Below are 13790 nucleotides of genomic sequence, written 5' to 3'. Positions count from 1 at the left end.
AAAAAAGCCAGGTTGGAAACCTAGCTTTTATCTTGAACGTAATTTATCGAGCTCAACTAAGAATTTATCATTTAATACTTTAATATAAGTACCTTTCATTCCTAATGAACGTGACTCAATGACACCAGCACTTTCTAATTTTCTTAGTGCGTTAACTATTACAGATCTAGTAATACCTACTCTGTCAGCAATTTTACTTGCAACTAAAAGTCCTTCCATACCATTTAATTCTTCAAAGATATGATCAATTGCTTCTAACTCACTATAGGATAATGAGCTAATAGCCATTTGTACAACAGCTTTACTCCTTGCTTCCATTTCAATTTCTTCAGTCTTTTCATGAAGAATTTCCATACCAACAACTGTTGCTCCGTATTCAGCTAGCAATAAATCATCATCATTAAAGCTCTCATTTACTCTACCTAGAATTAATGTGCCTAAACGATCTCCACCACCAATAATAGGAACAATTGTTGTCAATGCATCTTTAAATAATTCCTTATTTTCTTCAGGGAATACAGAAAGTTGACTATTCACATCTAAGTTTGCTGTTGTTTCATGAATACTGAAAAGTCCTTGAGTGTATTCTTCAGGAAATCTTCTTTCTTCTAGCATATTTTTCATTCGGTCATTAGCCATTTCTTGGTTTACTGCATATCCAAGTAATTTCCCACGTCTACTTAAGATATAAACATTCCCACCAATTACATCTCTTAAAGATGCGGACATGTCATTAAAATTAACAGATTTTCCAGTTGCTTTTTGTAACATTGCATTGATTTTTCTTGCTCGATCTAATAGTTTCATGTTGTAAATCCTCCATTTCATTCTTTAAACTATAATATAAATTGACTAAGATCTCTATTTTCAGCTATTGTTTTAAGTTTTTCATCAACATAACTAGGTGTAATCTTAATTTCTTCCATCGTTATATCTGGTGCTTCAAAAGATAAATCTTCTAGTAATTTTTCCAAGATTGTATGAAGTCTTCTTGCTCCAATATTATCGGTTTCTTGGTTTACTTGAAATGCAATTTCTGCCAGTCTAATAATAGCATCGTCAGTAAATATTACATTTATACCTTCCGTTTTCAATAAAGATTGATATTGCTTGATTAATGCATTGGATGGCTCGGTAAGGATACGTCTAAAATCTTCAACAGACAATTTCTCTAATTCTACTCTTATCGGAAATCTTCCTTGTAACTCTGGTATTAAATCGGATGGCTTTGCCATATGAAAAGCACCTGCAGCTATAAAAAGAATATGATCAGTCTTTACCGCGCCATGTTTTGTGATCACAGTAGACCCTTCGACAATTGGTAGAATATCGCGTTGAACCCCTTCTCTTGAAACATTTGCTGAACTATTGTCCTTACCAACAACTTTATCAATTTCATCGATAAAAACAATTCCAGACTGCTCTGCTAGTTCAATTGCCTCTTGTGCCGCTTCTTCCATATCAACCAATTTTTGTGCTTCTTGATTCGTTAATACTTTTCTTGCTTCAGACACAGGGAGTTTTCGTTTCTTTTTCTTGGTAGGCATAAATTGCCCAAACATATCTTGCATGTTCATTCCCATATGCTCCATCCCCGAACCTTGAAGCATATCAAACATGGAAGGCGGCATTTCATCGATTTCCACCGTTACTATATGATCCTCTAATTCACCGAGCGCTAGTTTCTGTTCTATTTGTGTTCTTTTATGATTAAACTCTTCATCTTTCTCGCTATTATCACTTTCTTCTTCCGATGATTGTGTTGAAAAAAACATTTCAAGAGGATTTTTTATTGTATTTTGTTTTTTAGCTTGTGGTAAAAGTAATTTAACAAGTTTGCGATTAGCCTCTCTTTCGGCTTGATCTTTAACTTCATTCATTTTTTCTTCTTTTACCATTCTAATAGACATTTCAACTAAATCCCGAATCATAGATTCAACATCTCTTCCAACATACCCAACCTCTGTGAATTTAGTCGCTTCTACTTTAACAAAAGGTGCACCGACAAGTTTAGCAAGTCTTCTTGCAATTTCTGTTTTACCAACCCCGGTAGGACCCATCATCAAAATATTTTTTGGCACAATCTCATCTTTTATCGAATCTTCTAATTGCATTCGTCTAAAACGATTCCTTAAGGCGACTGCTACAGATTTCTTAGCATTTTTTTGTCCTACAATATACTTATCTAATTGGTCCACTATTTCTCTAGGAGTATAACGGATACTCATACTTTAGATGGCCCCCTTCTATTCAAGTACTTCTAAAGTGATTTGATCATTCGTAAACACACAGATTTCTCCAGCAATTTCAAGTGCTGCTTGAGCAATTTCTCTTGCTGTTAACCCTTCAGAATACTTAATTAAAGCTCTTCCAGCACTAAGGGCATAATTACCACCTGAACCAATTGCAAGAATCCCGTCATCTGGTTCAATAACTTCACCAGTACCAGATACTAAATACATTTGATCCTTATTCATGACAATGAGCATTGCTTCCAATTTTCTTAATACCTTGTCGCTACGCCACTCCTTAGCTAGCTCTACCGCAGCACGTGTTAAGTTTCCATTATATGTTTGTAATTTCTCTTCAAACTTTTCAAATAACGTAAAGGCATCAGCTACAGAACCTGCAAATCCTGCTAAGACTTGCCCATTAAATAATCTTCTTACCTTTTTAGCTTTATGTTTCATCACAACTGCATTACCTAATGTCACTTGGCCATCTCCACTCATGGCGCATTGACCATTATGCTTAATTGCAAAAATTGTTGTTGCGTGCATTTCAATAGTCACTCATCTCACCTCTTTTAATCTTTTGCTCGCGGATGACTTTTCATATAAACATCTCGCAAGTAATTTTTTGTGACATGAGTATATATCTGTGTTGACGATAAACTCTCATGTCCTAAAAGTTCCTGAACAATTCGTAAATCTGCACCTTCGTTCAACATATGTGTTGCGAATGTGTGTCTGAGTTTATGAGGATGAACATGAACCGTCAATGCAGCATCATCAACCATTTTATTTAATATAACTCTTATTCCTCTTGCAGTTAAGGGAGTTCCTTTTGCATTTAAAAATAGAGCATCAAATTCATTTTTCGACTTTTCTTGCAAAATCTTCCTACCTTCGTTCAAGTATGTTTCAAGGGCAATTTCTGCAAATCTTCCAAATGGAACGTAACGTTCTTTATTTCCCTTTCCTCTAATAAAGATGGTTCCAATAGAAAAATCAATGTCTTTCAATGAAATCCCTTGACACTCACTTACACGGATACCTGTTCCGTATAATATTTCGATTAATGCCTGGTTGCGTTGGCCCAGCGGTGTTGTTAAATCACTTACCTCAAATAATTTTTCCATTTCTTCCTTATATAAAAAGGTAGGAACAGCTTTCTTATCTTTTGGTAATGTAATGAGTGAAAATGGATTACCCGTGTTTAACCCTTCTCTTTCTAGGAATTTAAAAAAACTTCTTAATGAAGAAATTTTCCTAGAAACTGATTTCCTACTTAGTTGTTCTTCATAAAGTTGGGTAAGAAATAGTCGAATGACAGTTGAGTCGACCTGTTCCAATTCATGTATGGATTCTCTTTTTAAAAAGGCAAAAAAAATTTCAATGTCTTTTTGGTAAAACATAATAGTGTAGGGGGAAACATTCTTCTCAATTTGTAAATATTCCATAAAAGCTTTGGAGTATTTCACAAAATTCTGTTCCGGCATTCCATTCACCCCATTTGGCTTTAAAAGCATATCATAAGTACTTTTTGATTGCAACCAATTTAACTGAATTGAAGTAAAATTCTGAATGGTTTAACACAAATTGATTATAACACAATTATTTGATTTGTCATGCAATTTGTTTATTTATGCAATCAACAATTGATAATTATAGCATTCTTTTTCACATAGTCAATAAAATACAATTCAATCTTTTTAGAAAGATGAGGAAAATGAAAATTATGTGAATTAATATCCTTTATAGCCAAAAACGTAAAAAATTATTCCTTTTTTAGGAATTTAATTTATTACAATGTTAAAGGCCATTCACTTGTAGTGAACAGCCTGAATACTAACTCTGAACTTCTTCTTTATAATCACAATTTGTACATTGTACTTGTGTTTCCTTTTTATTTTTCTTTTCCACTAATAGTGATTCACATTTTGGACACGGTCTCTGTATTGGTTTATCCCAAGATACAAAATCACATTCAGGAAAACGATCGCACCCATAAAAAGTTCTTCGTTTTTTAGATTTTCGTTCTACTATATTTCCTTCCTCGCATTTCGGACACTTAACACCAATTTCTTTCAATATTGGTTTTGTATTCCTACAATCCGGGAAATTCGAACATGCTAAGAATTTTCCATATCTCCCCATCTTATATACCATTGGGTGACCACATTCTTCGCAATCTATTCCAGCTGGTTCATCTTTTATCTCTATTTTTTCCATTTCTTTTTCGGCTTTTTCTAATCTCTTACTAAAATCTTTATAAAATTCATCAATAGTAGAAACCCAGTTACGTTTTCCTTCCTCGATGGAATCTAGGTCACCTTCCATTTTTACTGTAAAATCAACATCGATTATTTCGGGAAAAAATTCTTCCATTAATTCATTAACGATTGTACCAAGTTCTGTCGGGATAAATCGTTTATTATCTAACGTAACATATCCACGACGTTGTATGGTATCTAGTGTTGGTGCATATGTGGAAGGTCTACCAATACCGAGCTCTTCCATTGTTCTCACCAATCTCGCCTCTGTATAACGTGGAGGGGGCTGAGTAAAGTGCTGATTTGGTATGATTTCCTTCGAATCCACAACCATGCCTTCCGATAAATCTGGTAGAAATTTCTCTTCTACTTTTTTATTATCGTCTGTTCCTTCAACATATACTTTCATAAAACCTTTAAATTTAACTTTTGAACCTGTTGCACGGAACTCTATTTTATTATTGAATAAATGAACCGTCATTGTATCCATGATAGCAGGAGCCATTTGACTTGCTAAAAAGCGTTCCCAAATCAACTTATATAATCTGTATTGATCTCTTGATAGTATTTCTTTTAATGATTTTGGATCTCTATTTACTGAAGTCGGACGAATAGCTTCATGGGCATCTTGTGCACCTTCATTATTTTTTTTAGGTTTATTTCCTCCATGATATTCCTTCCCAAACTTCTCTATTATATAATCATAGGCTTCCGACTTTGCAGTATCCGAAATTCTAGTAGAATCAGTACGCATATACGTAATTAAACCAGTGATTCCTCCAGATTTCTTACCTAAATCTATCCCTTCATATAATTGTTGAGCTATCATCATTGTTTTCTTTGCCCTGAAATTCAACTTTCTCGCTGCTTCCTGTTGTAGGGATGAAGTAATAAAAGGTTGAGCTGGATTGCGCTTTCTCTCTCGTTTTGTAACCTTTTCAATTGTAAATTTCTTATCTAATTTGTTTATAATTTCTTTTACATCGGCTTCCGTTTTTAATTCCTGTTTCTTACCATTTTCACCATAAAATTGGCCTTCAAACACTGTCTCATTTTTTAAAAATTCAGCCTCAATCGACCAATATTCTTCAGGCTCGAATGTTTCAATTTCTTTCTCACGATCTACGATTAGTTTCATTGCTACTGATTGTACACGGCCTGCGCTTAACCCTTTCTTTACTTTTTTCCAAAGTATTGGGCTGATATTATAACCAACTAATCGGTCTAAAATACGTCGAGCCTGTTGCGCATTGACTAGATCAATATCAATCGAACGTGGATGTTTGAATGATTCTTTAATAGCATCTTTTGTAATTTCATTAAATACGACTCGACAATCTGAGTTTTCATCTACATTTAAGATATGTGCTAAATGCCAAGCAATTGCTTCTCCCTCTCTATCCGGGTCGGCTGCTAAATATATTTTTTTAGCCTTTTTTGCTGACTTTCGTAAATCTTTTAACACATCACCTTTACCACGTATTGTAATATATTTTGGTTTAAAATTTTCTTCTACGTCTACACCCATTTGACTTTTTGGCAAATCGCGGACATGGCCCATAGAAGCTTTAACTTCATATTTTTTTCCTAAATAGCGTTCAATTGTTTTCGCTTTTGCAGGTGACTCTACAATAACAAGATAATCTTTCATCTATGATCCTCCTAAGATGAGGTTGGCAATATCTTTGAATTTTTCTCTTTATGGAGCCTTATAGAAGTATGTGAAATATACTTTTACTTAGTAATCTTATTTTATATACTTCAAGGGAATTATATTACCTTACAAAATAATTTTAAATCCTCACTAATACTAAATAGTTATAATGAATTTGTCAAACAAACTGTTACTGTTTTTTCTTTTTTAATCATAATTTTTTGATAAAGAAGACTTCCATTGATGGGGGTACTTCATCCCCGCTGAAGGTTAGTCGCGCCTATCGTACCTTTACAGGTTGGGAGTCTTACTTCCCGTTTAGGTGAGATAAATAGTCCCAATCCTCTTGAATATCATCAGGGGATTGAACTAACTTAGCACCGTCTTGAATCATTTGATTACAACCCTTTGTCTGGGGAACGGTTGGAGACCCTGGTACAGCATACACTTCTCTTCCTTGATCTAGAGCTTGGTCTACAGTAATTAAGGTTCCACTTCTTTCCATTGCCTCAATTACTAAAGTCCCAAAACTAAGTCCACTTATAATCCGATTTCGTTCTGGAAAGTGGTACTTAGCAGGTGGAATATTTGGTGGATACTCAGTTAAAACTAATCCGTATTTGGCAATTTGATGGAATAGGTTTGTATTCTGTTTTGGATATATATGATGAAATCCACTTCCTAATACCGCAATTGTTTTACCATGATTAACTAAAGCAGTTTGATGAGCTAAACTATCTATGCCTTTTGCTAAACCACTAACAATTAACCAATTATCCTTAACCAATGGCTTGACGATATGTTCTAATTTAAGCATAGCCTTATTAGATGGATTTCTAGTACCTATCACACTCAACTTTTGATTATATTGTAGTAAGGATAAATCTCCTTTAGCATATAAAACGAGCGGTGCATCTTTTATTGTATTTAACATAGCAGGATAAATTTCGTCAACTATCGTAATAATGTTATATAATCTTAAATCTTCTATTAACTGTTTTCTTACTATATTTTGATGAAGATCATGGTAAAATAATGTCGCATTTTTAAGAGGGATTCGAAGTTGTTTTGATATATCATGAGGGGTTAATTGGTAGACGCCACTTAACGTGGAATCGATATGAAGAAGTCTGCGGATTATTCTTCTTGTTATGCCGCGACATCTGGAGATATGAATCAATCGGAGTCGAACATTATTCAATTCATCACGTCCTGTATGTAATTTTTTTAATAGTTAATAGAACCTAAAAGAATATTCTTTTAGGTTCTATTATATTAATACCACTTTTCTTGTCTAGCTTAAGTAGCCAGCGACTAGCGTGACTTGGCATGGCCAGGCGCAGTCCGTACGTCGCTAAACGGCTACTTTCGCTTTTCTAGTGTGTCTTACATTTTTGATCTAGGCCTTTTTCCTTTAGGACTTTAATCATTGTTTCACCAATTACAGCAGGTGTATCGGCTACAGCAATTCCACATTCGTTCATAACACGGATTTTTTCTTCTGCGGTACCTTTACCTCCAGAAATAATCGCTCCAGCATGTCCCATGCGTTTCCCTGGGGGAGCTGTTGCACCGCCAATGAAGCCTACTACAGGTTTTGTCATATTTGCCTTAACCCACTCTGCAGCTTCTTCCTCTGCAGTACCACCAATTTCACCAATCATAACAACCGCTTCCGTTTCTGGATCTTCATTAAACGCTTTTAGCACATCGATGAAGTTTGTACCATTTACAGGGTCTCCACCAATTCCAACCGCAGAGGTTTGTCCATAACCAGCTTGAGATAATTGATGCACTGCTTCATATGTTAATGTTCCAGAACGTGAAACTACACCAATATGTCCTTTTGTATGAATATATCCTGGCATTATTCCAACTTTACATTCATCAGAAGTAATTACACCTGGACAATTTGGTCCAATTAATCTAGTTTTCTTACCTTCCATATAACGCTTAACTTTTACCATATCCAATACTGGAATATGCTCTGTAATACAGATTACTAAATCTAATTCTGCATCAACCGCTTCCATAATTGCGTCTGCAGCAAATGGTGCTGGTACATAAACAACAGATACTGTTGCTCCAGTTTTATCAACCGCTTCTTGTAATGTATTAAAAACTGGTACACCGTCTACCTCTGAACCACCTTTTTTAGGGGTTACACCACCAACAATTTTCGTACCGTATTCAAGCATTTGTTTTGTATGGAATCTAGCAGTACCACCAGTAATTCCTTGGACAATTACTTTCGTGTCTTTATTTAAATATACGCCCATTTTTGTACGTCCTTTCTATCAAATTTATTTCACCATTGCTACAATTTTTTGCGCACCATCAGCCATGGAATCTGCTGAAGTAATATTCAAACCGGATTCATTTAATATTTTCTGCCCTAAATCAACATTTGTACCTTCTAAACGAACTACTAAAGGAATCTCTAAACCTACTTGTTTTGTTGCTTCTACAACACCTTCAGCAATAACGTCACATTTCATAATTCCACCAAAGATATTTACAAAAATACCTTTAACATTAGGATCAGATAAAATTATCTTAAATGCTTCTGTTACTTTTTCAGCAGTTGCCCCGCCCCCAACATCAAGGAAGTTTGCCGGTTCGCCGCCAAAATATTTAATAATATCCATCGTTGACATAGCAAGTCCAGCACCATTTACCATACAACCGATATTTCCATCTAAAGCTACATAACTTAAATCATATTTAGAAGCTTCGATTTCCTTTTCATCTTCTTCCTCTAAGTCACGTAATTCCATAATTTCAGGCTGACGATATAAAGCATTATCATCGAAGTTTAATTTAGCATCTAATGCAAGTACCTCGCCATCACCAGTTGTAACTAATGGGTTAATTTCCGCAATGGAGCAATCTTTTGCTATAAATGCATCATACAAACCCGTCATGAATTTAACAGCTTTCCCAACTAGTTCATCTGGAATATTTATGTTAAATGCTAGTCTACGAGCTTGATAAGGTGCTAGTCCAACAACTGGGTCGATTACCTCTTTAAAAATCTTTTCAGGGGTTTCTGCAGCAACTTCTTCAATTTCCGTTCCACCCTCTTCAGACGCCATCATAACGACACGAGAAGTAGCACGATCTAAAACAACACCAACATAGTATTCTTTTTTGATATCGCATCCTTCCTCAATAAGAAGGCGCTTAACCTCTTTTCCTTCTGGTCCGGTTTGGTGAGTAACTAATGTCTTTCCTAAAATTTCATTTGCATATGTACGAACTTCATCCAAATTTTTAGCTACTTTAACTCCACCAGCTTTTCCGCGGCCTCCAGCATGAATTTGTGCCTTGACAACGGTTACAGCACTGCCCAATTTTTCTGCTGCTTCTACAGCTTCATCCACTGTATAAGCTACGTGTCCATTGGGAACTTTTACACCGAATTCACGTAAAACTTGTTTACCTTGGTACTCGTGAATGTTCATTGTTCATCCTCCTAATATAATTACTGCTATTTCATTGTATATAAAAATTATAATTTAAACAAGAAAAACAATCTTAAGTTATCACAAAATTGTCATTTATTTTGTTTAATACTTTGTTCAGTATTGTATATAAACGCAAAAACCTCTGCCACTGCTTCATACAATTCTTCTGGAATTGTCTCATTTATATTAAGTTTTGACAGTAATTCTACTAATGCGATGTCTTCTACTACTGGAATTTGATTATTAGTTGCAATTTCAAGAATTTCATCTGCAATTGCCCCCTTTCCAGCTGCGGTAACTACAGGAGCCGAATGCTCTATTCGATTATATTTTAAGGATACTGCTTTTTTATTCGTCATATTCGAAAATCAACTCCTGTAAAATTGGAAATATTATAATCTTTATTAAGAGCAGTACTTGAAATATTAGATTCAAATGGTATTGGTTTAAATAAAACATTCGTTAAATGATAATTTAACTTTTCTAATCCAGATTTTAATCGTTTTTGTAAAGGGATAGTTTCCTGTTTTAGACCTTCTACATTATTATACACCGTAATAGTTACATTTCTTTGCTGTATATGCATATCGATTATGGTTTCTTGTAGATATTCTAGTTCTAAATAAAAATAGATTCTACAGTAATTTGGATCAATCGTTCCCTTTTCAGACTTTTTACTTTTTAGTTCTAAATTTAAATCTTCATTCAAGCCTAATACTTCACCAGGCAAATTAAAATTAACTTGGATGAAATTGTCTGTTTCATGTATGGTGTTTAATTGCATTCCATTCAAATAATGAAGAAGCTTTTCAGCATGGATTTGATGCTCCCCGTCCACTGATAACATTTGTAATAAATAACTCTTAATAGATGGTTGTGTAATGTCGCCTTGATTTCTTATCGTATATTCATAGTCTAATCCACTATTTGCTAAAAACTGATGAAGATGACGAAGGAAAAGCTCTTTAGGTTCGGCTTCAAAATAGTTGTTACTTTGCATTGGACCTGGTTTGATAAAATTTCGTAACATGGTATAAGTATCGGTAAAGTTTTCTTGTTTTTGAAGTTCATTTATTAAATTACTAATAAGCTTGGATTGACTCTCTGTATTCTTAGAATAGATCGCTTTAAATATGGAATCCGTTAAAGGCAATCTACGTTGAATTAATTCTTTTAATACATCTTGCACTTGTTCATTATTCTTATATGTATCTAGTAATTTTAGTGCTTGCATCAATTGTGTCTTTTCAAACGGGACTCCGCCTACCATCAATTTTTGTAAAAATAATCGGTTAGCTTCTGAATTTTTTACACCTAAACTTTTCAATAAAGCGGGGATATCTAATTTAGATTGATTTTTTAACTTTTTACCAATTACCTTTAAGTAAAGCACTTGATTAGAGAGATGAACTTGAAAATGATAATGGTCCCCAATCGCTAATGGTATTTCAAGTTTCGCTATAACAGTTTGATTCTTTAATTGAATTTGGGCCATATTGTTCGGAAACAATTTGGCAACTTTCCCTCTTACTATCTGGCCTTGATTTAATTCCGGGTTATTAAACGAAGACTGTGAAAAAGGTTTTCCTAATACTTTATTTATATTCAGCTGTAACTCCCTCCTTCACATTGAGCGCATTCCGCACTGGTCCAAATGTATAACGATGAAATGGAGTTGCGCCGAATTCCTTTAATTTTTCCATATGAATTTTAGTACCATACCCCATATTTGATGCAAAGTCATACTCGGGATATTCTCTATGTATTTCTTTCATAATTCGATCACGCGTTACTTTTGCTATAATACTTGCTGCAGCAATAGATACACTTTTTGCATCCCCTTTTATGATTGATTCATACGTATACGTGAGATTTTTCAAATTTACTGCATCGATTAATACATGATCAGGAGAAACATGAAGATTTTTTATAGCTTCCGTCATCGCTAATTTGGTAGCTTCAAAAATATTAATTTCATCAATTTTTCTATTATCCACGATCCCAACACCATAACTTATCGCTTTTTCAATTATTATTTTATAGTATTTTTCCCTAGTTACTTCATTAAGTTGTTTGGAATCGTTTAGGCCAAGTAATTTAAAATCCAATGGTAGTATAACAGCCGCAGCAACGACCGGACCCGCCAATGGGCCTCTTCCAGCTTCATCAACACCCGCTATATATTGTTTTCCAAGTGATCGAGCTCTATTTTCTATTTGACACATTTCATTATACTTTACTTCTAATTCCATTTCCTTACGTTTCTGTTTTTCATAACCCTTTATTAAATTTTGAACACCTTTTCGTTCATCTAATCTTAATTCGCTCACTAACTCCTCAGTTATTAAACCTTGTCTAAATAAGCTTTGAAGCTTTGAAATAGGTTGTTTTTTCATGAATACACCTTACTCTCTCGTTATCTATGTTGTTTTTTAGAATACCGGCTCGGCGAATAACTTAGTTTACAAATCTTTACGGTGGGTCGAGTATTGAAGACCCCAGATGAGAAGGATTTATCTCACCAAATATTTCCCTACCCGCAAAATAAAACATCCATCAAATCTAGATGGATGTCATTTTCAAATAGATTACTTAAATGTTTATAGCCGTTCAAGCGTTATTTTACCAAGTCTTCCTGTTCTTAAATCCCTTAAAACAAGATCAGATACTTTGTCAAAATTTACATTTCCACCGCTTTCTAATGCTCCGCGAAGTTTGCCAATTTTAACAAAGATATCCCACATATCATCCATATCCTGTTCAATTTGATATCTTTCCATAAGTCGATTCGGGTAGTGCTCTTGCATAAAGGTAATAACAAAAGCAACTATATCCTGTAGAGATAATAATTGATCTTTAATCGTCCCAATTGCCGCCAGACGATAGCCAACTGTTTGATCTTCAAATTTAGGCCAGAGAATTCCTGGAGTGTCTAAGAGCTCAAAGTCTTTCTTAACTTTAATCCATAATTGATGTTTCGTAATGCCGGGTCGATCTCCTGTTTTCGCGACCTTTTTGTTCGCAAGTCGATTAATGAGTGTCGACTTCCCTACATTTGGAATTCCTACAATCATCGCTCTTGCCGGCCTAGGCTTAATTCCCTTTTTTTCTAATTTTTTTATTTTTTCTTGCCCTAATTGTTTGGCAAGTTGAATAACATTTTTTATATCCTCTTTCTCATTTACATCCACGGCTACTGCTGGTATATCTTGTTCTTGAAAATAAGATAAGAATTGTTCTGTAATTTTCGTATCAGCTAAATCCTTTTTCATCATAACAATCATTTTAGATTTATTTTGCAATACCTGTCGAAGCATTGGATTTTGTGAAGACAATGGTGCTCTAGCATCAACCAATTCTATTACAAAATCAACTAGTTTTAATTTTTCCTCTACTTCCCGTTTCGCTTTTGCCATGTGTCCTGGAAACCATTGTATAGTCATAAAAGTCCTACTCTCCTACGATTCGCATTCTATCCAGAGGCCAATAAATTAAACTTGCTTTTCCTACAATTTGATCCATCGAAATAACCCCTAACATTCGGCTATCTGTTGAGTTACCCCGATTATCCCCTAACACGAGCACGTGACCTTCTGGAATAGTTGTAAACTCTCCTGGTAACTCTTCCAATGTAAAATCATTTGTTAAGGTTTGATATGGTCCCAAATTTCTTTTTTGTTCACTTAAAAATGGTTCTTCAACAGGCTCACCATTTATATATAAAACCTCATCCTTAACAGCAACGTGTTCACCAGGTAAACCAATTACCCTTTTAATAAAGTCTTTTTGAGCAGACGCATGAAATACTACAATATCAAAACGTTCTGGTTCTCCGATTTTATACCCTATTTTATTGACTATCATTTGATCTTTGTCATGTAGGGTTGGCAACATCGACGGTCCATCGACAACTATTGGAGAGAATAAAAACATACGTACAACAAGTGCCAAGCCCAATGCAAGTAATAATGCTTTTAACCAATCAAACCATTCTTTCTTTTTATTCGCCATGCGTTCTCCTCCACGTCACGCAATCTCTTTATACTATATTTTATCATAATCCACGTAATTTAATGAACTAAATAATAAAAACCATTCATTGTTTTTAATAAAGAAGACTTCCATCAGTGGGGGGTATCCTTCATCCCTCATTGATGGTTAGTAGCACTTATCG

Annotated in this window: 13 protein-coding genes; all 13 read right to left on the bottom strand. The window is 34.6% G+C overall.

Features of this window, described 5'->3' with window-relative positions:
* Positions 1 to 27 precede the first annotated feature (27 nt).
* Complete coding sequence (codY, locus tag MHI02_RS09930) at positions 28 to 807, bottom strand: GTP-sensing pleiotropic transcriptional regulator CodY (RefSeq protein WP_047186042.1); 780 nt, start codon at positions 805 to 807, stop codon at positions 28 to 30.
* 29 nt (positions 808 to 836) lie between these two features.
* Complete coding sequence (gene hslU, locus MHI02_RS09925) at positions 837 to 2228, bottom strand: HslU--HslV peptidase ATPase subunit (protein ID WP_047186041.1); 1392 nt, start codon at positions 2226 to 2228, stop codon at positions 837 to 839.
* 18 nt (positions 2229 to 2246) lie between these two features.
* Positions 2247 to 2792, bottom strand: a complete 546-nt coding sequence (hslV, locus tag MHI02_RS09920; RefSeq protein WP_047186040.1) for an ATP-dependent protease subunit HslV — start codon at positions 2790 to 2792, stop codon at positions 2247 to 2249.
* A 14-nt stretch (positions 2793 to 2806) separates the two neighbouring features.
* The gene (gene xerC, locus MHI02_RS09915; protein WP_047186039.1) at positions 2807 to 3721 is read right to left on the bottom strand and encodes a tyrosine recombinase XerC; all 915 of its coding nucleotides are present in this window, start codon (positions 3719 to 3721) and stop codon (positions 2807 to 2809) included.
* Between the two features lie 349 nt (positions 3722 to 4070).
* Entirely contained in the window at positions 4071 to 6146 is a 2076-nt protein-coding gene (gene topA / locus MHI02_RS09910) for a type I DNA topoisomerase (RefSeq protein ID WP_047186038.1), read from the bottom strand.
* 310 nt (positions 6147 to 6456) lie between these two features.
* Positions 6457 to 7350, bottom strand: a complete 894-nt coding sequence (gene dprA, locus MHI02_RS09905) for a DNA-processing protein DprA (RefSeq protein ID WP_047186037.1) — start codon at positions 7348 to 7350, stop codon at positions 6457 to 6459.
* A 175-nt stretch (positions 7351 to 7525) separates the two neighbouring features.
* On the bottom strand, positions 7526 to 8428 hold the full coding sequence (gene sucD / locus MHI02_RS09900; RefSeq protein WP_047186036.1) for a succinate--CoA ligase subunit alpha: 903 nt from the start codon (positions 8426 to 8428) through the stop codon (positions 7526 to 7528).
* Between the two features lie 24 nt (positions 8429 to 8452).
* Complete coding sequence (gene sucC / locus MHI02_RS09895; protein WP_060667977.1) at positions 8453 to 9613, bottom strand: ADP-forming succinate--CoA ligase subunit beta; 1161 nt, start codon at positions 9611 to 9613, stop codon at positions 8453 to 8455.
* 92 nt (positions 9614 to 9705) lie between these two features.
* On the bottom strand, positions 9706 to 9975 hold the full coding sequence (locus MHI02_RS09890) for an EscU/YscU/HrcU family type III secretion system export apparatus switch protein (RefSeq protein ID WP_047186034.1): 270 nt from the start codon (positions 9973 to 9975) through the stop codon (positions 9706 to 9708).
* On the bottom strand, positions 9972 to 11126 hold the full coding sequence (locus tag MHI02_RS09885) for a hypothetical protein (RefSeq protein ID WP_128723432.1): 1155 nt from the start codon (positions 11124 to 11126) through the stop codon (positions 9972 to 9974). The genes MHI02_RS09890 and MHI02_RS09885 overlap by 4 nt, the downstream gene beginning before the upstream one ends.
* 85 nt (positions 11127 to 11211) lie before the next feature.
* Complete coding sequence (locus tag MHI02_RS09880) at positions 11212 to 12012, bottom strand: ribonuclease HII (RefSeq protein WP_047186032.1); 801 nt, start codon at positions 12010 to 12012, stop codon at positions 11212 to 11214.
* 204 nt (positions 12013 to 12216) lie between these two features.
* The gene (gene ylqF / locus MHI02_RS09875) at positions 12217 to 13059 is read right to left on the bottom strand and encodes a ribosome biogenesis GTPase YlqF (protein WP_047186031.1); all 843 of its coding nucleotides are present in this window, start codon (positions 13057 to 13059) and stop codon (positions 12217 to 12219) included.
* Between the two features lie 7 nt (positions 13060 to 13066).
* The gene (gene lepB, locus MHI02_RS09870) at positions 13067 to 13627 is read right to left on the bottom strand and encodes a signal peptidase I (protein ID WP_060667979.1); all 561 of its coding nucleotides are present in this window, start codon (positions 13625 to 13627) and stop codon (positions 13067 to 13069) included.
* Between the last annotated feature and the right edge of the window lie 163 nt (positions 13628 to 13790).

Source organism: Oceanobacillus sp. FSL K6-0118, assembly GCF_038006665.1.
Classification (GTDB): domain Bacteria; phylum Bacillota; class Bacilli; order Bacillales; family Amphibacillaceae; genus Oceanobacillus; species Oceanobacillus caeni.
This window is presented reverse-complemented; position numbering and strand designations above follow the sequence as displayed.

What these genes read in the sequence shown, in the direction of transcription:
- codY (WP_047186042.1), bottom strand. Translation starts at nt 807, where the DNA reads ATGAAACTATTAGATCGAGCAAGAAAAATCAATGCAATGTTACAAAAA.
- hslU (WP_047186041.1), bottom strand. Translation starts at nt 2,228, where the DNA reads ATGAGTATCCGTTATACTCCTAGAGAAATAGTGGACCAATTAGATAAG.
- xerC (WP_047186039.1), bottom strand. Translation starts at nt 3,721, where the DNA reads ATGCCGGAACAGAATTTTGTGAAATACTCCAAAGCTTTTATGGAATAT.
- topA (WP_047186038.1), bottom strand. Translation starts at nt 6,146, where the DNA reads ATGAAAGATTATCTTGTTATTGTAGAGTCACCTGCAAAAGCGAAAACA.
- sucD (WP_047186036.1), bottom strand. Translation starts at nt 8,428, where the DNA reads ATGGGCGTATATTTAAATAAAGACACGAAAGTAATTGTCCAAGGAATT.
- sucC (WP_060667977.1), bottom strand. Translation starts at nt 9,613, where the DNA reads ATGAACATTCACGAGTACCAAGGTAAACAAGTTTTACGTGAATTCGGT.
- MHI02_RS09890 (WP_047186034.1), bottom strand. Translation starts at nt 9,975, where the DNA reads ATGACGAATAAAAAAGCAGTATCCTTAAAATATAATCGAATAGAGCAT.
- MHI02_RS09880 (WP_047186032.1), bottom strand. Translation starts at nt 12,012, where the DNA reads ATGAAAAAACAACCTATTTCAAAGCTTCAAAGCTTATTTAGACAAGGT.
- ylqF (WP_047186031.1), bottom strand. Translation starts at nt 13,059, where the DNA reads ATGACTATACAATGGTTTCCAGGACACATGGCAAAAGCGAAACGGGAA.
- lepB (WP_060667979.1), bottom strand. Translation starts at nt 13,627, where the DNA reads ATGGCGAATAAAAAGAAAGAATGGTTTGATTGGTTAAAAGCATTATTA.